Origin of the sequence: Streptomyces luteolus (assembly GCF_029968015.1) — a bacterium.
In the GTDB taxonomy this organism is placed as follows: domain Bacteria; phylum Actinomycetota; class Actinomycetes; order Streptomycetales; family Streptomycetaceae; genus Streptomyces; species Streptomyces luteolus.
Genome location: NZ_JASCIS010000036.1, coordinates 17,168 through 37,495, shown reverse-complemented (window position 1 = coordinate 37,495; position 20,328 = coordinate 17,168). Strand labels below are relative to the sequence as shown.

14 protein-coding genes are annotated in these 20,328 nt (G+C 71.7%); 8 read left to right on the top strand and 6 right to left on the bottom strand.

Going from position 1 to position 20,328, the window contains the following annotated elements; genetic code table 11:
- The first annotated feature begins 129 nt into the window (after positions 1-129).
- From trpB to lgt, 4 genes are all read left to right on the top strand, one after another.
- Complete coding sequence (gene trpB, locus QIT00_RS28275; protein ID WP_282538289.1) at positions 130-1,419, top strand: tryptophan synthase subunit beta; 1,290 nt, start codon at positions 130-132, stop codon at positions 1,417-1,419.
- A complete protein-coding gene (trpA, locus tag QIT00_RS28270) occupies positions 1,416-2,246 on the top strand; it encodes a tryptophan synthase subunit alpha (RefSeq protein ID WP_282538249.1) in 831 nt (276 codons plus the stop codon). Before trpB ends, trpA begins: the two co-directional genes overlap by 4 nt.
- Before the next feature lie 96 nt (positions 2,247-2,342).
- Complete coding sequence (locus QIT00_RS28265) at positions 2,343-3,119, top strand: DsbA family protein (protein ID WP_282538248.1); 777 nt, start codon at positions 2,343-2,345, stop codon at positions 3,117-3,119.
- Between the two features lie 89 nt (positions 3,120-3,208).
- Complete coding sequence (gene lgt, locus QIT00_RS28260) at positions 3,209-4,132, top strand: prolipoprotein diacylglyceryl transferase (RefSeq protein WP_282538247.1); 924 nt, start codon at positions 3,209-3,211, stop codon at positions 4,130-4,132.
- Positions 4,133-4,232: 100 nt separating this feature from the next.
- Here the strand turns inward: lgt and QIT00_RS28255 are convergent, their stop codons facing one another.
- The 6 genes from QIT00_RS28255 to QIT00_RS28230 are packed head-to-tail and all read right to left on the bottom strand — an operon-like array spanning position 4,233 to position 11,253.
- Positions 4,233-5,090, bottom strand: a complete 858-nt coding sequence (locus QIT00_RS28255; RefSeq protein WP_282538246.1) for an HpcH/HpaI aldolase/citrate lyase family protein — start codon at positions 5,088-5,090, stop codon at positions 4,233-4,235.
- Complete coding sequence (locus QIT00_RS28250) at positions 5,087-6,277, bottom strand: CaiB/BaiF CoA transferase family protein (RefSeq protein WP_282538245.1); 1,191 nt, start codon at positions 6,275-6,277, stop codon at positions 5,087-5,089. The genes QIT00_RS28255 and QIT00_RS28250 overlap by 4 nt, the downstream gene beginning before the upstream one ends.
- A gap of 30 nt (positions 6,278-6,307) precedes the next feature.
- Positions 6,308-7,798 (bottom strand): ADP-ribosylglycohydrolase family protein, encoded by a 1,491-nt coding sequence (locus tag QIT00_RS28245; protein ID WP_282538244.1) that lies wholly within the window; start codon positions 7,796-7,798, stop codon positions 6,308-6,310.
- The gene (locus QIT00_RS28240; protein WP_282538243.1) at positions 7,795-8,973 is read right to left on the bottom strand and encodes an ADP-ribosylglycohydrolase family protein; all 1,179 of its coding nucleotides are present in this window, start codon (positions 8,971-8,973) and stop codon (positions 7,795-7,797) included. The genes QIT00_RS28245 and QIT00_RS28240 overlap by 4 nt, the downstream gene beginning before the upstream one ends.
- 25 nt (positions 8,974-8,998) lie before the next feature.
- Positions 8,999-10,255, bottom strand: coding sequence for an ADP-ribosylglycohydrolase family protein (locus tag QIT00_RS28235; RefSeq protein ID WP_456316493.1), 1,257 nt, complete (start codon positions 10,253-10,255; stop codon positions 8,999-9,001).
- Positions 10,252-11,253, bottom strand: coding sequence for an ADP-ribosylglycohydrolase family protein (locus QIT00_RS28230; protein WP_282538242.1), 1,002 nt, complete (start codon positions 11,251-11,253; stop codon positions 10,252-10,254). The genes QIT00_RS28235 and QIT00_RS28230 overlap by 4 nt, the downstream gene beginning before the upstream one ends.
- 295 nt (positions 11,254-11,548) lie before the next feature.
- On the opposite strand from QIT00_RS28230, the gene QIT00_RS28225 reads away from it, so the two are divergent.
- The 4 genes from QIT00_RS28225 to QIT00_RS28210 all read left to right on the top strand — a co-directional run bounded on the left by QIT00_RS28225 (position 11,549) and on the right by QIT00_RS28210 (position 20,319).
- Positions 11,549-12,280, top strand: a complete 732-nt coding sequence (locus QIT00_RS28225) for a VIT1/CCC1 transporter family protein (protein WP_282538241.1) — start codon at positions 11,549-11,551, stop codon at positions 12,278-12,280.
- A gap of 322 nt (positions 12,281-12,602) precedes the next feature.
- Positions 12,603-17,162 (top strand): glutamate synthase large subunit, encoded by a 4,560-nt coding sequence (gene gltB, locus QIT00_RS28220; RefSeq protein WP_282538240.1) that lies wholly within the window; start codon positions 12,603-12,605, stop codon positions 17,160-17,162.
- Entirely contained in the window at positions 17,155-18,615 is a 1,461-nt protein-coding gene (locus tag QIT00_RS28215; RefSeq protein ID WP_282538239.1) for a glutamate synthase subunit beta, read from the top strand. The genes gltB and QIT00_RS28215 overlap by 8 nt, the downstream gene beginning before the upstream one ends.
- 408 nt (positions 18,616-19,023) lie before the next feature.
- Positions 19,024-20,319: a sugar ABC transporter substrate-binding protein gene (locus QIT00_RS28210; RefSeq protein ID WP_282538238.1), complete on the top strand. Its 1,296-nt coding sequence runs from the start codon at positions 19,024-19,026 to the stop codon at positions 20,317-20,319.
- Positions 20,320-20,328: the final 9 nt, after the last annotated feature.

The following is a 20,328-nucleotide window of genomic DNA, read 5'->3' as shown; positions in this document are numbered from 1 at the left end:
CTCCGGCGTTTGAGGAGGCCTGTCCGGCAGGACGAATTCGGGAAGGGGCGGGGTGGGGAAGAAGCCCGCCGCAGGCGCCACACGCCCACCCCATCGCGTACTCCTAGGAGCATGTCGCACATGTCCAGCATGTCCAGTCAGTTCTTCATTCCCGATCCGGACGGCCAAGTTCCCACGCCGCAGGGCTACTTCGGCGCCTTCGGCGGGAAGTTCATTCCGGAGGCGCTCGTCGCCGCCGTCGACGAGGTCGCCGTCGAGTACGACAAGGCGAAGCAGGACCCCGAGTTCGCGCGCGAGCTCGACGATCTGCTCGTGCACTACACCGGGCGCCCCAGCTCGCTCACCGAAGTGCCGCGCTTCGCCGAACACGCCGGTGGCGCACGGGTGTTCCTCAAGCGCGAGGACCTCAACCACACCGGCTCGCACAAGATCAACAACGTGCTCGGCCAGGCCCTGCTGACCAAGCGGATGGGCAAGACCCGCGTCATCGCCGAGACCGGCGCCGGTCAGCACGGCGTCGCCACGGCCACCGCCTGCGCCCTCTTCGGCCTCGACTGCACCATCTACATGGGCGAGATCGACACCCAGCGCCAGGCCCTCAACGTCGCCCGCATGCGCATGCTCGGCGCCGAGGTCGTCGCCGTGAAGTCCGGCAGCCGCACCCTCAAGGACGCCATCAACGAGGCGTTCCGCGACTGGGTCGCCAACGTCGACCGGACGCACTACCTCTTCGGCACCGTCGCAGGCCCGCACCCCTTCCCGGCCATGGTCCGCGACTTCCACCGCGTCATCGGCGTCGAGGCCCGCCGGCAGATCCTGGAGCGCGCCGGGCGCCTGCCCGACGCCGCGGTCGCCTGCGTTGGCGGCGGCTCCAACGCGATCGGCCTGTTCCACGCCTTCATCCCGGACGCCGACGTACGCCTCATCGGCTGCGAGCCCGCCGGGCACGGTGTCGAGACCGGCGAGCACGCGGCCACCCTGACCGCGGGCGAGCCGGGCATCCTGCACGGCTCGCGGTCGTACGTCCTGCAGGACGAGGAGGGCCAGATCACCGAGCCCTACTCGATCTCCGCCGGGCTCGACTACCCGGGCATCGGCCCGGAGCACGCCTACCTCAAGGACAGCGGCCGCGGCGAGTACCGGGCCGTGACCGACGACGCCGCGATGCGGGCGCTGCGCCTTCTCTCCCGTACGGAGGGCATCATCCCGGCGATCGAGAGCGCCCACGCCCTGGCCGGTGCGCTGGAGGTCGGCAAGGAGCTGGGCGAGGACGGCCTGATCGTCGTCAACCTGTCCGGCCGCGGCGACAAGGACATGGACACCGCCGCGCGCTACTTCGGCCTGTACGACGAGGGCACCGACGCCGAGGTCGCGGCCGACGCCGCCGACACCGCCGAGATCGAGGGGGACGCCAAGTGAGCGGGAACGTACGGCTGTTGAGCGAGACCCTCGCCGCCGCCAAGGCGGAGGGCCGGGCCGCGCTCGTCGCCTACCTGCCGGCCGGGTTCCCGACCGTCGAGGGCGGCATCGCGGCCGCCAAGGCGGTCCTGGAGTCCGGCGCCGACGTCGTGGAGGTCGGCCTTCCGCACAGCGACCCGGTGCTCGACGGCCCGGTCATCCAGACCGCCGACGACATCGCCCTGCGCGGCGGCGTCAAGATCAAGGACGTGCTCCGTACGGTCCGCGAGGCGCACGCCGCGACCGGCAAGCCGATCCTCGTCATGACGTACTGGAACCCCATCGACCGCTACGGCGTCGAGCGGTTCACCGCCGAGCTCGCCGAGGCGGGCGGCGCCGGGTGCATCCTGCCCGACCTGCCCGTCGAGGAGTCCGGACTGTGGCGCGAGCACGCGGACAAGCACGGGCTCGGCACCGTCTTCGTCGTCGCGCCCAGCAGCAAGGACGCCCGCCTCGCCACGATCACCGCGGCCGGTTCGGGCTTTGTGTACGCGGCCTCGCTCATGGGCGTCACCGGCACCCGTGAGTCCGTCGGTTCGCAGGCCGCCGACCTGGTGCGCCGCACGCGGTCGGCGGCCGCCACGGACCTGCCGGTCTGCGTCGGCCTCGGCGTCTCCAACGCCCGGCAGGCCGCCGAGGTCGCGGGCTTCGCGGACGGTGTGATCGTCGGCTCCGCCTTCGTGAAGGCCATGCTCGACGCCCCGGACGAGGCCGCCGGCCTCGACGCGGTGCGGGCGCTCGCCGCCGACCTCGCACAGGGCGTGCGCAGCGGGGTGCGGGAGTCCTAGCAGGCCGCTTAGAACGGCTCGGCGGGCTCATCGCTCGTACGGGTGGACCTGGGACCGGGGAGGCATGCTCATGCCTCCCCGGTTCGTTTGCGGGGTGTGAGCGAGAAGAACCGTGAGGGAAAGCGCACCGCCCGCGAGCGGCTGGCGATCGAGCGCGAGAAGCAGAAGGCGCAGGAGCGGCGGCGCCGCACACTGATCGTGGCCGCGGCCGTGGTGGGAGTCCTGGGCCTGGCCGCCGTCGTCGGTGTGATCGCCGCCAACGCGGGCAAGGACGAGAAGGAGAGTGCGGGCCCGGTCGTGGCCCCGAAGGGGGCGATGGGCAAGGACGGTCTGGCCATCCCGGTCGGCCAAGAGAGCGCCAAGTCGACCCTCACGATCTGGGAGGACTTCCGCTGCCCGGCGTGCGCCCAGTTCGAGAACATGTACCGCAAGACGATCCACGAACTCGTCGACGCGGGCCAGCTCAAGGTCGAGTACCACCTCGCCACGATCATCGACGGGAACATGGGCGGTGAGGGCTCCGTACGCGCCGCCAACGCCGCGGCCTGCGCCCAGGACGCCGGGAAGTTCACGCCGTACCACGACGTGCTGTTCCAGAACCAGCCGCAGGAAACCGACGACGCGTTCGCGCAGAACAGCAAGCTCCTCGAACTCGCCGGGAAGGTCGAGGGCCTGAACACCCCCGCGTTCGAGAGCTGTGTGAACGACGGCAAGCACGACAGCTGGGTGGCCCGCTCCAACGAGGCCTTCCAGAAGGCCGGATTCCGGGGCACGCCCACCGTCCAGCTCGACGGCAAGGACATCTTCGGCGACCAGCAGAACCCGCTGACGCCGGCGAAGCTCAAGCAGCTGGTGCAGGCCGCCAACAAGTAGGGCCGTGGGCGGGCCGGGGCCCGTTATGGAGCCGTTAGGCCGGGCGGATTGCCGTGCATCCCGCCCGGCACGGTAGCGTCGACCCCGCCATGGAACTCCTTGCCTTCATTCCCAGCCCGGCCAAGGGTGAGATCGACCCCTTCGGCATCCCCCTGCGCGGCTACGCGTTCTGCATCATCATCGGCGTCTTCGTGGCCGTCTGGCTCGGCGGCCGCCGGTGGATCGCCCGCGGCGGCCGTGCCGGGACGGTCGCGGACATCGCCGTGTGGGCGGTGCCCTTCGGCCTCGTCGGCGGACGGCTCTACCACGTCATCACGGACTACGAGCTGTACTTCAGCGAGGGCCGCAACCCCGTCGACGCCCTCAAGATCTGGGAGGGCGGCCTCGGCATCTGGGGCGCCATCGCGCTCGGCGCGCTCGGCGCCTGGATCGGCTGCCGCCGCCGCGGCATCCCGCTCCCCGCGTACGCCGACGCCGTCGCCCCCGGCATCGCCTTCGCCCAGGCCATCGGCCGCTGGGGCAACTGGTTCAACCAGGAGCTGTACGGCCGTGCCACGGACCTGCCGTGGGCCCTGGAGATCACCCGCGCCGACGGCGGCCGGGTGCCGGGCACGTACCACCCGACGTTCCTCTACGAGTCGCTGTGGTGCATCGGCGTCGCGTTCCTGGTCATCTGGGCCGACCGCCGCTTCAAGATGGGCCACGGCCGGGCCTTCGCCCTGTACGTCGCCGCGTACTGCGCGGGGCGCGGCTGGATCGAGTACATGCGCGTGGACGACGTCCAGATGGACGACGTGCTCGGGCTGCGGCTCAATGTGTGGACGTCGATCCTGGTCTTCCTGCTCGCGGTGATCTACATCGTGGTGTCGGCTCGGCTGCGGCCGGGGCGGGAGGAGATCGTCGAGCCCGGGGAGGCTGAGGACGAGCCGTCCTCGGAGGGTTCCGAGTCCTCGGGCAAGAGGTCTGAGGAGTCCGACGGGGCCGACGGGCCCAGTACCGCCAAGCGGGTCTGAGGGTTTCTTTCCCCTCCCCTCCCCGCCCCTTCCCGAAATCCTGCGGAGCTTCGGGGCTCCGCCCCGGACCCCGCTCCTCAATCGCCGGAGGGGCTGAAAATCAGCCCCTCCGGCGATTGCTCAAGGTCAAAGTGCGTCGGGCGGCATGCACCACCGCCGCGTCCACGAAACGGCCGTCCGGGAGGGCCAGTGCGCCGGACTCCGACTCCGCCGCCTTGACGATCTCCTCCGCCGCCGCGACCTCCGCCGGATCCGGCAGGTAGGCCCGCTCGATCACCGGCAGCTGGCGCGGGTGGATCGCCGCGCGGCCGAGGAAGCCGAGGGCGCGGCCATGGGCACAGGACGCGGCGAGGCCGTCCACGTCGCGGATGTCCGGGAAGACGGACTGGGCCGGGGGAGCGAGTCCCGCCGCACGGCTCGCGCAGACCACACGGGAGCGGACCCAGTCCAGGCCGGAGTCGCTCGCACCCAGGTCGGCCCGGAGATCCGCCTCACCCAGGGCGAGGCCGCGCAGGGCGGGGTGCGCGGTGGCGAGGGTGTACGCGCGCTCGATGGCGAGGGCCGATTCCAGCAGGGCGAACAGCGGCAGGGAGTCGGTGAGTTCGGCGACCCGGACCACCTGGGCGGGGTCCGTGATCTTCGGCAGCCGCAGGCCCGCGAGGCCCACAAGGCCTGTCAGCGCGAGCAGATCGGCGCCGGCGTACGGGCCGTCCAGGGCGTTGACGCGGACGTGCACCGGCACCGGGTGGTGGGCGGTGAGCAGCTCGGCGGTGGCGGAGCGGGCGTACTCCTTGCGCTCGGGGGCGACCGCGTCCTCGAGGTCGACGACGACGGCGTGCGCGCCGGAGGCGAGCGCCTTGGCGACGGTGGTGGGGCGGTCGCCGGGTGCGTACAGCCAGGTGAGGGCCGGTGCGGGGGCGGTGGTCAGCGCGTCGGTGTACATCGCGTCGGTGGTCATACGGCGCCGGTCTTTCGTAGGTCGGTGATCTCCTCGTCGCCGAGGCCGAGTTCGGCCAGGACGCTGTCGGTGTCCGCGCCGTGCGGGCGGCCCGCCCAGCGGATCGCGCCCGGTGTCGAGGAGAGGCGGAAGAGGACGTTCTGCATACGGAGCGCGCCGAGTTCGGGATCGTCGACCGTCGTGACGGAGTCGAGGGCCGCGTACTGCGGATCGGCGAGGACGTCCCGTACGTCGTGGATCGGGGCGACCGCCGCCTCGGCCTTCTCGAAGGCGGCGATGACCTCGTCGCGGGTGCGCTGGGCGATCCAGTCGCCGACGGCCGCGTCCAGGACGTCGGCGTGCGCGGCGCGGTCCGTGCCGGTCGCGAACCAGGGCTCGTCGATCAGGTCGGGCCGGCCGACGAGGTGCAGCACCCGCTCCGCGATGGACTGCGCGGAGGTGGAGACGGCCACCCAGCGGTCGTCGGCGGTGCGGTAGGTGTTGCGGGGCGCGTTGTTGGTGGAGCGGTTGCCGGTGCGCGGCTGCACGAAGCCGAGCTGGTCGTACCAGAGCGGCTGCGGGCCGAGGACCGTGAGGATCGGCTCGATGATCGCCATGTCGACTACCTGGCCCCGGCCGGTGGCGGTGCGCGCGGCGAGCGCGGTCATGATCGCGTACGCGGTGGCCAGACCGGCGATGGAGTCGGCGAGGCCGAACGGCGGGAGCGTGGGCGGGCCTTCCGGCTCACCGGTGATCGCCGCGAAGCCGCTCATCGCCTCGGCGAGGGTGCCGAATCCGGGGCGGTGCGAGTACGGGCCGAACTGGCCGAACCCAGTGACGCGGGCGAGCACCAACCGCTCGTTGGCGGCGCTGAGTTCGTCCCAGCCGAGGCCCCAGCGCTCCAGGGTGCCGGGGCGGAAGTTCTCGATCACGACGTCCGCGGTGGCGGCGAGGCGCAGGAGCGTTGCGCGGCCGCCGTCGGTGGAGAGGTCGAGGGTGACGGTGCGCTTGTTGCGGCCGAGCAGCTTCCACCAGAGGCCGACGCCGTCCTTGGCGGGGCCGTGGCCGCGGGAGGGGTCGGGGCGGCGCGGGTGCTCCACCTTGATCACCTCGGCGCCGAAGTCGCCGAGCATGGTGGCGGCGAGGGGGCCGGCGAAGAGGGTTGCCAGGTCGAGGACGCGGAGGGGTTTCAGGGGTGGGGTGTGCATACGGGGTCCTCCCGGTGCAGGGCTTGTCGTTCAGCGCACTCGGCGCGGTGGCGTTGTGCCCACCCGTTCCGCCCCAGCGGAACGATTGCCCACAACGGGGGAGGGCGGGTTGGGAGAGGGCGGCGGCGTGGTCTGCGTGTACGTCAGGCGGGCCAGCTCGTCGAAGCTGGTGCCGTTGAAGTCGGCGACGGATGTGGCGAGTCGGTTCTTGAGGGGAGCCGTCCAGCGGGTGTCGATGGTGTCCGGGGTGCCCGCGAGCAGGCCCGCCACCGAACCCGCCGTCGCGCCGACCGAATCTGTGTCCCAGCCGCCCGACACCGCCCGCGTCACCGAGCCGTCGAAGTCCCCGTCGGCGTGGGTGAGCGCGGCGGCGAGCAGCGCGGCGTTGGGCACGACGTGCACCCAGTGGTGTGTGCCGTACGTGGCGTGCAGGGTGTCGACGACCGTGTCGAACGCCGTGTGCGTACGGGCGAGCCGGATGCCGTGCCGCACGGCGCGCGCGAGCCGGGAGCCGGGCGGTACGACGGCGAGCCCGGCGCGCAGCGCGCGGTGCACGTCGGCGGTGCCGCTCGCGGCCGAGGCGATCGTGGCCGCCGCGAACATCGCGCCGTACACGCCGTTCGCGGTGTGCGTGAGGCAGGCGTCCCGGTGGGCCTGATCGGCGGCGGCGCCGGGGTCGCCGGGGTGGGTCAGGCCATGCACGTCGGCGCGGATGAGGGCGCCGATCCACTCGCGGAACGGGTTGCGGCGCCGGGCCGTGCGCGGGGGCTCGACCCCGTCGAGGAGATTGCGGTACGCGACGCGCTCGGCGGTGAACGTACGGCCCGCCGGCAGCTCGTCCAGCCAGAGCGCGGCCACGTCACGGGTCGTGAAGCCGGGCCCGTACCGCCGTAGCAACTCCAGGTTCAGCAATGGGTAGTTGAGGTCGTCGTCCTCCGGCATGCCGTCGATGTTCTCGGCGAGCGAGGTGGCGGCGCTGCGCCGGTTCCAGGGGTAGGCGGCGGCGAGCGCGGGGGGCAGGCCGTGGGCGGTGAAGTAGCCGGTGAGGGGCCAGTTGCCGGTGGCGCGGGCGAGGGCGCGGATGCCGGTGAGCGGCAGTTTCTCGACGGGCTTGCCGAGCAGGCAGCCGACGGCGCGGCCCAGCCAGGCGGCGTGCAGCCGGTCGAGGCAGGCTTCGGCCGCGGGGTCGGGGGAGGGCCAGGAGGTGCCGCAGAGAGCCCTGATCTCGGGCAGCGCGGTGGGTTCGGCGTACGGGCCCCGGGGTGTCGACTCGTCCAGTTCGTTCAGTTCGTCCAGTTCGTCGAGGAGTTGGACGGCCAGGGCGCGGAGTTCGGGGGTGGCCGGGGTGGTGGCGGCGCCCGCGCGTACCGGGGCCGGGGCTCCGCCCGCCTTGCGCCAGCGGTGCTCGATGTCCGCGACCGCCCGTGCGTCCCGGCCGTCCTCGGCGGCCTGGCGCAGCTCGTGGCCGAGCAGGTCCTCCGGCTGCACCCAGGTCAGCCGCAGCGCCGTGGCCGGACTCATACCGGGTCGCCCGCGAGCAGCTGGAAGGCGTCCGCGTGCGCGGCCCTGCGCTCCTGGTCGCGGGCGAACACCTCGCGGGCCACCGCCGCGAGCAGCTCCGCCGGGGCGTGCAGGTCGAGCCGGCTGGCCTCGGCGACCTGCTTGGCCCACTCGTCCGGCGGTCCGGAGCCGAGGGCGCCCGCGATCGCGCCGCCCATCGTGGCGATCGAGTCGCAGTCCCGGCCGTAGTTGACGGAGCCGAGCACCGTACGGCGGTAGTCGCCCGCGCCGACCAGCAACATGCCCAGGGCGATGGGGAGTTCCTCGATGGCGTGCAGCCGGGAGGGGCGGCGGGCGCCGAGCGAGGGGGCGCGGTAGTCGGGGCCGACCGTGTCGAAGGGGGCGACGGCCTCGCGCAGCGGGCGAAGCGCGGACTCGAAGTCCTGGTGCCGCACGGCGACTTCGCAGACCGCCTCGATCGCGGCGCGCGTGCCGTCCTTGGCGAGGCGGAGGCAGGCGTCCACGACCGAGGCGGGGCTGGCCTCGGGCGAGCAGGCCGCCGCGACCGCCGCCGCGAACACCCCGGCCGCCTCCCTGCCGTACGAGGACTGGTGGGCGCCCGCTACGTCCAGGGCCTCGGTGTAGGCGGCGCGCGGGTCGGCCGCGTTGACCAGGCCGACCGGCGCCATGTACATCGCCGCACCGCAGTTGACGATGTTGCCGGTGCCGGCCTCGCGCGGGTCGACGTGGCCGTAGTGCAGGCGGGCCACGATCCACTTCTCGGCGAGGAAGATCCGCTGCAGCGGCAGCGCCTCGGCCTCAAGGTCGGGGATCCAGCGGGGCGTGCCCATCAGGTCGGGGACGAGGTGGTCGGCGACCGCGTACGCGTCGAGGTGGTCGCGGACCGTGGCGTAGACGCGGACCAGCGCGTGTGTCATCAGGGTGTCGTCGGTGATGTGCCCGTCGCCCTTGTGGTACGGGGCGATCGGCCGGGCCGTACGCCAGTCGTCGCCGTGCCAGGGGCCGACGATGCCGCCCACCCGGCCGCCGTGGCGTTCGCTGATCTGCTCGGGCGTCCAGCCCTCGACGGGCCCGCCGAGCGCGTCGCCGACCGCGGCGCCGACGAGGCTCGCGGTGACGCGCTCGTCGAGCGTGGGCCTGCGGGCCTGGGGTGTGGTGTCTGTTGTGTCGGTCATGGGGCGGAGTGTCCACCCGGAGCGGTCAGTTGTGGCGGGGGCGCGACAGCACGTCGGCCAGTTCGGTGCCCAGCTCCACCAGATCGGTCCCCGCGAGCCGGGGCAGCGCACAGCCCGACAGGGTCCGGCAGGCGTCCCGCCAGCTCTTCGGCACACCTTCGGCGCCGCCGAGCGCGCCGGTCAGGGCGCCCGCGAGGGCCGGCGCCGAGTCCGCGACCCGCGACAGGCAGGCGGCGGCGGGCACGGCCTCGGCGAGACTGCCGCGCGCGGCGGTGGCCAGGGCGAGCGCCACGGGCACGGTCTCGGCGGCGGCGATCCCGTAGCTGTAGACGTGGTCCACGATCTGGTGCTCCAGGAGCGGTACGAGGACGAAGGTGCCGTTCTCGTCGGCGTGCCGGGCCAGGTGGACCGCGAGGCGGGCGTTACGGCCGATCTCGGTCTCGTGCGGGAGCTGGTCGAGGGCGGCGTCCACGACCTCGTCCACGTCGGACCGCCCGTCCGGTTGCGCGAGCGCCACGGCGACGGCGGCGGCGATCGCCCGGGCGCCGTGCACGCCGTCCCCGTCGTTCGTGTACCGGGCGTCGAACTCGGCGAGCTCGGCGGCGGCTTGGGGGGCGCCGGGGTGCACGGCGGCGAGCACGGCGGCCCGTACGCAGGCCGCGTCGTCGAAGAAGTGCGGGTTGTCGTGCCCGGTGGCGGGCGGGCGCAGGCCGGTGGCGAGATTGCCGAGCCCGGCGCGTACGGAGATCCGTGCCCGCAGCGGGATCTGCGCCGACTCGACCTCGGGGGCGCGGTCGGCGGCGGCGGCGATCTGGGCGGCGAGGATCTGCCAGTGGTGGTCGATGGCGGCGCGTACGTCCGTTGCTCCGTCAACTGTGGCTGCCAGTACGGCGGTTGCGGTGTACGCGGCCCACTCGGCGTCGTCGGAGGGGCCGAGGCGGAGGGGTTCGGGGGGCTGGTTGAGGGCGATGGGGACGGGGAGGGTGGTGGTGGCGTTCTGCTCGGCGAAGGTGTCGAGTTCTCGGGTCAGTCGCCGGGTCCACTCCGGCATGCGGGCCGCTCTGTGTCTGGCCGCGGGCCAGCCTGCCGCGTCGCCTGCGGCGAGGCCGAGGAGTAGGCCCTGGAGTTTTGTGCGGGTTGGCTGGGTTGCCCTCGCTGGTCCTGGGCTGGACCCCTCCTTCAGGGCACCCGGCGCGTGGGGCTGTGCCCACCCTCCCCCAGCTACCGCTGGGGGTGCCCCCAGCCCTGCGGAACGCCTGCCCACAGCTGGGTCAGCGGTCACGTTTCCTCCGGCGTCAGCAGGTCCGCGATGTCCAGGACGTGGTAGCCCGCCATCGACGGGAGGCAGGTGCCGCGGACCGGGCCGATGGTGCGGGCCCAGTCCGGGGGGATGGCGGTGATCGTGCGGTGCGCGCCCGCGAGCGCGCCCGCGAGTGCCGCCGTCGTGTCCGCGTCGCGGCCCATGTTGACCGCGGTCAGGACCGCCTCGCGGAAGTCGCCGCGGGCCGCCGCGAACGCGCCGAAGGCGAGGCCCACCGCCTCCGGGGCGAGGTCCGTCCACGGGTAGCCGCCGATCACCACCGCCTTGCGGACCGCGCGGTCGCCGCCCGGTGCCGCCACCACCGCGCGGCGCAGCGAGCGGGACGTCCAGGAGTCCAGGGGGATCACCGAGAGCGCCGCCCCGATGACGGCCGCCGGGCCCTCGCCCACCATGGCCGCGGCGACGCCCGCCGCGATGGCCTGCGCGCCGTAGATGCCCTCGCCGTCGTGGCTGACCGTGCCGTCGATGGCGACCAGGCGGGCCGCCTCGGCCGGGTCGCCCGCGGCGAAGACGCCGAAGGGGGCCGCGCGCATCGCGAGGCCGTCGCTCCAGGCGTGCCGGTGCTGTGCGGTGACGGGAGCGGCGAGGCCACGGCGGAGGTTCTCCAGGGTGCCGCGTTCGCTGAACCCCGCGCCGCGGAACGGGCCTTCGTCGACGTCCGCGATCCACCGGTGCCAGGCCTTCTCGGCGTGCGCCACGGTCAGGGCCGAGCCGTGCCGGGCGAGCAGCAGGCCCGAGAAGATCGCGTACTCGGTGTCGTCCGTGCCCGCCGGGTCCTCGGCGACGAAGCCCTCGATGCGGCCCCAACGGCGGCGGATCTCCGAGGGCTTCATGTTCTCGACGGGGGCACCGAGCGCGTCGCCGATCGCGAGGCCGAGCAGTGCGCCGCGGGCGCGGGGCCGGAGCTCTGCCGCGTCGCCGGGTGCGGGTACCGGGAAATCGCATGCAATCGACGCCATGGCAGATGCTTCCCACACCGGGCGGTCCACGCCGCGCACGGCCGCCGACGTCACCCCTTCGACACTCCTTCGACGTCGTACGAGGCGGCCCGGAAGCGCTGGTGAGGCGGGCCCGGAAGCCCTGGTGAGGCAGACTTTCCTGACCTTCCGCGGGGGCCGGTAAGTACGGCCTTCCTTGCTGGCGAGGGCGATTTTTCGGGCGTACTTTCGAGTCCGTGAAGGGGCCCGGGGAGGGCCTCGGAGGGGAGTCCGGGCGTACGGAACCGGGCTGAAGGGGAAAGGAGCACCACGGGCGATGGCGATCATCGACAACGAGGCCACGCTGCACGAGGCCCACCGGGACAACCACACCCACCGCGACGTCAACGGCGGCTGGCTGCGGCCCGCCGTGTTCGGCGCGATGGACGGGCTCGTGTCCAACCTGGCGTTGATGACGGGCGTCGCGGGCGGCTCCGTGTCGCAGCAGACCATCGTCATCACCGGGCTCGCCGGTCTCGCGGCCGGTGCGTTCTCGATGGCCGCCGGTGAGTACACCTCGGTCGCCTCCCAACGCGAGCTGGTCCAGGCCGAGTTGGACGTCGAGCGCCGGGAGCTGCGCAAGCATCCGAAGGACGAGGAGAAGGAGCTCGCCGAGCTGTACATGGCGCGCGGTGTCGAGTCCGCGCTCGCGCGCGAGGTGGCGCGGCAGCTCTCCGAGGACCCCGAGCAGGCCCTGGAGATCCACGCCCGCGAGGAGCTCGGCATCGACCCGGGGGACCTGCCCTCGCCGGTGCTGGCCGCGGCCTCGTCGTTCGGCGCGTTCGCGCTCGGTGCGCTGCTTCCCGTACTGCCGTATCTGCTCGGCGCGAGCGCGCTGTGGCCGGCCGTGGTGCTCGCGCTGCTCGGGCTCTTCGCCTGCGGTGCCGTGGTGGCCCGGGTGACCGCGCGGTCCTGGTGGTTCAGCGGTCTGCGGCAGCTCGCGCTCGGCGGTGCGGCGGCCGGTGTGACGTACGCCCTGGGCACTCTCTTCGGAACCGCTCTAGGATGAGCACACGAAGGTCTATGCAAAGTCCCGCATAACCAATCGTTACTCGGCGGTTTCGGTTGCGTGATCGCCGGGCATGAGCCGTAAGCGCTGTGGGCAACGAAGCTCCCTCGCACCGGGTCGACGGTCGTTGATCTGTCCGGGTCGACCCTCTTTCACCGCATGAGCCAGCTCGGTGGTGTCCGCATGGTGGAACGAAGTATCCGGTTTTCGAGAAGGCCGCCATCATGTAATCTGCACGAAATTTTGCGCACCGCGAGGGCCAACGTCGTCCCTCGGCACATGCACACACTGCACATTTGCCTCGACGACGACGGGAGTGCCGATGCGTTCCGACGCCTGGTCGCCCATGGACGGTCGCCCCGCCCCCCAGGGCATGTACGACCCCCGTAACGAACACGACGCCTGCGGTGTCGGGTTCGTGGCCACCCTGACTGGTGTTGCCAGCCATGAGCTGGTCGAGCAGGCGCTCACCGTTCTGCGCAACCTCGAGCACCGCGGCGCCACCGGCTCCGAGCCGGACTCGGGTGACGGCGCCGGCATCCTGCTCCAGGTCCCCGACGCCTTCCTGCGCGAGGCCGCCGGCTTCGACCTGCCGGAGGCGGGCGCGTACGCCGTCGGTATCGCCTTCCTGCCCGTGGACAGCGCCGACGAGACCGCGGCGCGCATCGAGGCCATCGCCGCCGAAGAGGGCCTGAACGTCCTCGGCTGGCGTGACGTGCCGGTCGCGCCCGAGCTGCTCGGCGCCTCCGCCCGGTCCACGATGCCGGTCTTCCGCCAGATCTTCGTGGGGGACGGCGCCTCGAAGGACATCGCGCTCGACCGCAAGGCCTTCGTCCTGCGCAAGCGCGCCGAGCGCGAGGCCGCGACGTACTTCCCGTCGCTGTCCGCCCGCACCATCGTCTACAAGGGCATGCTGACCACCGGCCAGCTGGAGCCCTTCTTCCCGGACCTGTCCGACCGCCGCCTCGCCTCGGCCGTCGCGCTCGTCCACTCCCGCTTCTCCACGAACACCTTCCCGTCGTGGCCGCTCGCGCACCCGTACCGCTTCGTCGCGCACAACGGTGAGATCAACACCGTCAAGGGCAACCGGAACTGGATGCGGGCCCGCGAGTCGCAGCTCGTGTCCGATCTCTTCGGTGAGCAGAAGCTGGACCGGATCTTCCCCGTCTGCACGCCGGACGCCTCCGACTCAGCGTCCTTCGACGAGGTCCTCGAACTCCTGCACCTGGGCGGCCGTTCGCTGCCGCACTCCGTCCTGATGATGATCCCCGAGGCCTGGGAGAACCACGCCTCGATGGACCCGGCCCGGCGCGCCTTCTACCAGTTCCACTCCACGATGATGGAGCCCTGGGACGGCCCGGCCTGTGTCACCTTCACCGACGGCACCCAGGTCGGCGCCGTGCTCGACCGCAACGGCCTGCGCCCCGGCCGCTACTGGGTCACCGACGACGGCCTCGTCGTCCTCGGCTCCGAGGTCGGCGTCCTCGACATCGACCCCGCCAAGGTCGTCCGCAAGGGCCGCCTGCAGCCCGGCCGCATGTTCCTCGTCGACACCGCCGAGCACCGCATCGTCGAGGACGACGAGATCAAGGCCGCCCTCGCCGCCGAGAACCCGTACGCGGAGTGGCTGGAGGCCGGCGAGATCGAGCTCTCCGACCTGCCCGAGCGCGAGCACATCGTGCACACCCACGCCTCGGTCACCCGCCGCCAGCAGACCTTCGGCTACACCGAGGAAGAGCTGCGCGTCCTGCTCACGCCGATGGCCAAGGCCGGCGCGGAGCCGATCGGCTCGATGGGTACGGACACCCCGATCGCGGCCCTGTCCGAGCGCCCCCGGCTGATCTTCGACTACTTCACGCAGCTGTTCGCGCAGGTCACCAACCCGCCCCTTGACGCCATCCGCGAGGAGCTCGTCACCTCGCTGCACAGCTCCCTCGGCCCGCAGGGCAACCTCCTGGAGCCCACCGCCGCCTCCTGCCGCTCGGTCACCCTGCCCTTCCCGGTGATCGACAACGACGAGCTGGCCAAGCTCATCCACATCAACGCCGACGGCGACATGCCGGGCATGAAGTCCGTGACCCTGTCCGGCCTCTACCGGGTCTCCGGCGGCGGCGACACCCTCGCCGCCCGCATCGAGGAGATCTGCGGCGAAACCGACGCGGCCATCGAGGCGGGCGCCCGCCTGATCGTGCTCTCCGACCGCCACTCGGACGCCGAGCACGCGCCGATCCCGTCGCTGCTGCTCACCGCGGCCGTCCACCACCACCTCATCCGTACGAAGCAGCGCACCCAGGTGGGCCTGCTCGTCGAGGCCGGTGACGTCCGCGAGGTCCACCACGTCGCCCTGCTCATCGGCTACGGCGCCGCCGCGGTCAACCCGTACCTGGCGATGGAGTCCGTCGAGGACCTCGTCCGCGCAGGCACGTTCCTGCCCGGCATCGAAGCCGAGCAGGCCATCCGGAACCTGATCTACGCGCTCGGCAAGGGCGTCCTCAAGGTCATGTCGAAGATGGGCATCTCCACCGTCGCCTCCTACCGCGGCGCGCAGGTCTTCGAGGGTGTCGGTCTCGACCAGGCCTTCGTCGACAAGTACTTCAACGGCACCACCACCAAGATCGGCGGCGTCGGCATCGACGTCATCGCCGACGAGGTCGCCGCCCGCCACGCCAAGGCCTACCCGGCCTCCGGCGTCCCCTCCGCGCACCGCGCCCTGGAGATAGGCGGCGAGTACCAGTGGCGCCGCGAGGGCGAGCCGCACCTGTTCGACCCGGAGACGGTGTTCCGCCTCCAGCACTCCACGCGGCAGCGCAAGTACGACGTGTTCAAGCAGTACACGGACCGCGTCAACGAGCAGTCCGAGCGCCTGATGACGCTGCGCGGCCTGTTCGGTTTCAAGAGCGACCGGCCGTCCATCTCCATCGACGAGGTCGAGCCCGCGAGCGAGATCGTCAAGCGCTTCTCCACCGGCGCCATGTCGTACGGCTCCATCTCCAAGGAGGCGCACGAGACCCTCGCCATCGCCATGAACCAGCTGGGCGGCAAGTCCAACACCGGTGAGGGCGGCGAGGACCCGGACCGCCTGTACGACCCGGCGCGCCGCTCGTCCATCAAGCAGGTCGCCTCCGGCCGCTTCGGTGTGACCTCGGAGTACCTGGTCAACGCCGACGACATCCAGATCAAGATGGCCCAGGGCGCCAAGCCCGGCGAGGGCGGCCAGCTGCCCGGCCACAAGGTCTACCCGTGGGTCGCCAAGACGCGGCACTCGACGCCCGGCGTCGGCCTGATCTCCCCGCCGCCGCACCACGACATCTACTCCATCGAGGACCTGGCTCAGCTGATCCACGACCTCAAGAACGCCAACCCGGCCGCCCGCATCCACGTGAAGCTGGTCTCCGAGGTCGGCGTCGGCACGGTCGCCGCGGGTGTCTCCAAGGCGCACGCGGACGTGGTCCTGATCTCCGGCCACGACGGCGGTACGGGCGCGTCCCCGCTGACCTCGCTGAAGCACGCGGGCGGCCCCTGGGAGCTGGGCCTCGCCGAGACCCAGCAGACCCTGCTGCTCAACGGCCTGCGCGACCGCATCGTCGTACAGACCGACGGCCAGCTGAAGACCGGCCGCGACGTGATCATCGCCGCGCTGCTCGGCGCCGAGGAGTTCGGTTTCGCGACCGCGCCGCTCGTCGTCTCCGGCTGCGTCATGATGCGCGTCTGCCACCTGGACACCTGCCCGGTCGGCATCGCCACCCAGAACCCGACCCTGCGGGACCGGTTCTCCGGCAAGGCCGAGTACGTCGTGAACTTCTTCGAGTTCATCGCCGAGGAGGTCCGCGAGCTCCTCGCCGAGCTCGGCTTCCGCTCCATCGAGGAGGCCGTCGGCCACGCCGAACTCCTCGACACCGAGCGCGCCGTGAACCACTGGAAGGCGCAGGGCCTCGACCTGGACCCGCTGTTCCACGTGCCCGAGCTGCCCGCGGGCGCCGTACGCCACCAGCTGGTCGAGCAGGACCACGGCCTGGAGAAGGCGCTGGACAACGAGCTGATCAAGCTCGCCGGTGACGCCCTCGCCGCGAACTCCGCGCAGGAGGCCCAGGCCGTCCGCGCCCAGGTCGCGATCCGCAACATCAACCGCACGGTCGGCACCATGCTCGGCCACGAGGTGACGAAGAAGTTCGGCGGTGCGGGCCTGCCCGACGACACCATCGACATCACCTTCACCGGCTCCGCGGGCCAGTCCTTCGGCGCCTTCGTGCCGCGCGGTGTGACGCTGCGCCTGGAGGGCGACGCCAACGACTACGTCGGCAAGGGCCTCTCCGGCGGCCGCCTCGTGGTCCGCCCGGACCGCGGCGCCGACCACCTCGCTGAGTACTCGACCATCGCGGGCAACACCATCGGCTACGGCGCGACCGGCGGCGAGGTCTTCCTCCGCGGCCGGGTCGGCGAGCGCTTCTGCGTCCGCAACTCCGGTGCCACGGTGGTCTCCGAGGGCGTGGGCGACCACGGCTGCGAGTATATGACCGGCGGCCAGGCGGTCGTCCTGGGCGAGACCGGCCGCAACTTCGCGGCGGGCATGTCCGGCGGTACCGCGTACGTCATCGACCTGGACTCCGACAACGTCAACTCCGGCAACGCCGGGGCGGTCGAGGCCCTCGACGAGACCGACAAGCAGTGGCTGCACGAGGTCGTGCGCCGCCACCAGGAGGAGACCGGCTCGACGGTCGCCGAGAAGCTGCTCGCCGAGTGGTCCGTGTCGGTGGAGCGTTTCAGCAAGATCATCCCCAGTACGTACAAGGCAGTGCTCGCCGCCAAGGACGCCGCCGAGCTGGCCGGGCTCCCCGAGTCCGAGACCCACGAGAAGATGATGGAGGCGGCGATCAATGGCTGACCCGAAGGGCTTCCTCAACCACGGCCGCGAGGTCGCCGAGACCCGCCCCACCGAAGAGCGGGTCCGCGACTGGAACGAGGTCTACGTTCCCGGCTCGCTGCTCCCGATCATCTCCAAGCAGGCCTCGCGCTGCATGGACTGCGGCATCCCGTTCTGCCACAACGGCTGCCCGCTCGGGAACCTGATCCCCGAGTGGAACGACTACGCGTACCGCGAGGACTGGTCGGCGGCGCAGGAGCGTCTGCACGCCACCAACAACTTCCCGGAGTTCACCGGCCGCCTCTGCCCGGCGCCCTGTGAGTCGGCGTGCGTGCTCGGCATCAACCAGCCGGCCGTGACCATCAAGAACGTCGAGGTCTCGATCATCGACCAGGCGTGGGACCGCGGCGATGTCGCGCCCCAGGCCCCGGAGCGGCTCTCCGGCAAGACGGTCGCGGTCATCGGCTCGGGCCCGGCGGGCCTGGCCGCCGCGCAGCAGCTCACGCGGGCCGGCCACACCGTCGCCGTCTACGAGCGCGCGGACCGTATCGGCGGCCTGCTCCGCTACGGCATCCCCGAGTTCAAGATGGAGAAGCGGCACATCAACCGCCGTATCGAGCAGATGCGCGCGGAGGGCACCAAGTTCCGCACCGAGATCGAGATCGGCCGCGACATCGACGCCGCGAAGCTCCGCAAGCGGTACGACGCCGTGGTGATCGCCGCGGGCGCGACGGTCTCCCGCGATCTCCCGGTCCCCGGGCGCGAGTTGAACGGCATCCACTTCGCGATGGAGTACCTGCCGCTCGCCAACAAGGTGCAGGAGGGCGACTACGTCGCGCCCCCGATCACCGCCGAGGGCAAGCACGTCGTCGTGATCGGCGGCGGTGACACCGGCGCGGACTGCGTGGGCACCGCCCACCGCCAGGGCGCGGCCTCCGTCACGCAGCTGGAGATCATGCCGAAGCCGGGCGACGACCGGAACCCGGGCCAGCCCTGGCCCACGTTCCCGATGCTCTACAAGGTCACCTCCGCGCACGAGGAGGGCGGCGAGCGGGTCTACTCCGTCTCCACCACCCACTTCGAGGGCGACGAGGACGGCAACGTCCAGTTCCTGCACCTCGTCGAGGTGGAGTTCAAGGACGGCAAGCTGGAGCAGAAGCCCGGCACCGAGCGCAAGATCCCGGCCCAGCTGGTCACGCTCGCGATGGGCTTCACCGGCACCGACCAGGAGAACGGCCTCGTCTCGCAGTTCGGCCTGGAGCTCGACGCCCGCGGCAACGTCGCCCGCGACGCCGACTTCCAGACCAACGTCCCCGGCGTGTACGTCGCCGGTGACGCGGGCCGCGGCCAGTCCCTCATCGTCTGGGCCATCGCCGAGGGCCGCTCGGCCGCCCGCGGCGTGGACCGCTTCCTCACCGGGGCGTCGGACCTCCCGGCCCCCATCAAGCCCACGGACCGCGCCCTGACGGTGTAACCCGTACGGCTCCAACAGACGCTCCGTACAACGGCGTACGGACCTGACGCAGCGCCTGCCTGACTGTCCCCGACCGGACGACAGGGCGGGCGCTGCGGCATTTCGTCTTTCCCCTCCCCGCCCCTCCCCGCCCCTTCCCGAAAGTCTGCGGCGCTGTTCGTTCGGCTGCTGCGCCGTCGTGGTTGCTCGCGCAGTTCCCCGCGCCCCTTTCGGGGCACGAGTGCCGCAGGCTGAGTTGCGTGCTCTGCAATCACGCCCGCACATATTGCACCCGTCGCAATGACAGTCACGGTTCGGCCGCGTATCCGGATGGGTCTAGACCGGCTCGATCCCGCGTGGCGAGAATCACCCACAGCGGGGGTCGTTCACCGAGATCTCCGTTTGGACCGCCATCCAGGAGGCGCCGGTATGAAGCGACGTGTCATCGCGGCGGGGATCGCCCTGACGCTCGGCCTGACCGCGACGGCATGCGGCGAAGGGTCGGGCGACGAGGAGTCCGCGACCGACGGCAAGGGCAAGACCCTCACCGTATGGATCATGGAGGGCACCAACCCGGACGCGCGGCCCTTCTTCAAGGAGGCCGCGGCGGCGTTCAAGAAGAAGACCGGCGCCGACATCAAGGTCGAGTACCAGCAGTGGGCCACTGGCCAGAAGAAGTTCACGACCGCGATCGAAGGCGGCGCCGACCAGGTCCCGGACGTCGCCGAGGTCGGCACCACCTGGGTGCCCCAGTTCGCCGAGACCGGCGCGCTCGTCGACGTCACCGGCAAGGTCAAGGAGTCCGGGCTCGGCGACGACCTCGTCGAGGGCCTCAAGGACGCGGGCACCCTCGACGGCAAGCAGTACGGCATGCCCTGGTACGCGGGCGTGCGCTCGATCGTGTACCGCAAGGACCTGTTCGAGAAGCACGACATCAAGCCGCCGACGAACTGGAAGGAACTGACCGCCGCCGCAAGGACGCTGAAGGAGAAGGAGCCCGACAAGGTCGCCTTCCCCGTCGCGGGCGGCGCCGAGATGTTCGCGACCGCGTTCATCTGGGGCGCGGGCGGCGAGCTCGCCACCGAGAAGGGCGGCAAGTGGAAGTCGGCGATCAACTCGCCGAAGTCCGTCGAGGGCATCGAGTACTACACCGGCCTCGCCACCAAGGAGAAGCTCTCCCCGGCCAAGGTGAACACCTGGACCGAGAAGGAGGTCGGCGACGCCTGGAACAAGGGCCAGATCTCCATGGCCATCGGCGGCAACTGGACCCCGAAGGCCATCGTCGAGGCCAACCCCGACCTCAAGGGCAAGCTCGGCGCCATCCCGATCCCCGGTAAGGACGGCGGCATGAGCCGCTCCTTCCTCGGCGGCTCGTACCTCTCCACGTTCAACACCGAGAACAAAGACCTGGCCTGGGAGTTCGTGAAGCTCCTGACTACCGGTGAGTTCGCCGCCAAGTGGGCCGAGCAGACCAACTACTTCCCCGGCCAGAACTCCGAGCTGGAGAAGGTCGCCGCGAAGAAGGACCCGCTGGTCGAGCCGTTCGCGAAGCAGATGCTGGAGGCCGGCGCCACGGTCCCGAAGACCAAGGCGTACGGCGAGATCCAGGCCTCCCAGGTCGTCCCCGGCATGATCCAGTCGATTCTGAGCGGCAAGGCGAGCGTCCAGGAGGCCGCCGACAAGGCCGCCAAGGACATGGACGCGATCTTCGCCAAGGACGAGTGAGGACGGCGC

Excerpts from the sequence above, each read along its gene's own strand:
- QIT00_RS28255 (WP_282538246.1), bottom strand. The coding sequence starts at position 5,090 with ATGACCACCGACGCGATGTACACCGACGCGCTGACCACCGCCCCCGCA.
- QIT00_RS28230 (WP_282538242.1), bottom strand. The coding sequence starts at position 11,253 with ATGGCGTCGATTGCATGCGATTTCCCGGTACCCGCACCCGGCGACGCG.
- QIT00_RS28240 (WP_282538243.1), bottom strand. The coding sequence starts at position 8,973 with ATGACCGACACAACAGACACCACACCCCAGGCCCGCAGGCCCACGCTC.
- QIT00_RS28225 (WP_282538241.1), top strand. The coding sequence starts at position 11,549 with ATGGCGATCATCGACAACGAGGCCACGCTGCACGAGGCCCACCGGGAC.
- QIT00_RS28250 (WP_282538245.1), bottom strand. The coding sequence starts at position 6,277 with ATGCACACCCCACCCCTGAAACCCCTCCGCGTCCTCGACCTGGCAACC.
- QIT00_RS28215 (WP_282538239.1), top strand. The coding sequence starts at position 17,155 with ATGGCTGACCCGAAGGGCTTCCTCAACCACGGCCGCGAGGTCGCCGAG.
- lgt (WP_282538247.1), top strand. The coding sequence starts at position 3,209 with ATGGAACTCCTTGCCTTCATTCCCAGCCCGGCCAAGGGTGAGATCGAC.
- trpB (WP_282538289.1), top strand. The coding sequence starts at position 130 with ATGTCCAGTCAGTTCTTCATTCCCGATCCGGACGGCCAAGTTCCCACG.
- QIT00_RS28210 (WP_282538238.1), top strand. The coding sequence starts at position 19,024 with ATGAAGCGACGTGTCATCGCGGCGGGGATCGCCCTGACGCTCGGCCTG.
- gltB (WP_282538240.1), top strand. The coding sequence starts at position 12,603 with ATGCGTTCCGACGCCTGGTCGCCCATGGACGGTCGCCCCGCCCCCCAG.
- QIT00_RS28245 (WP_282538244.1), bottom strand. The coding sequence starts at position 7,798 with ATGAGTCCGGCCACGGCGCTGCGGCTGACCTGGGTGCAGCCGGAGGAC.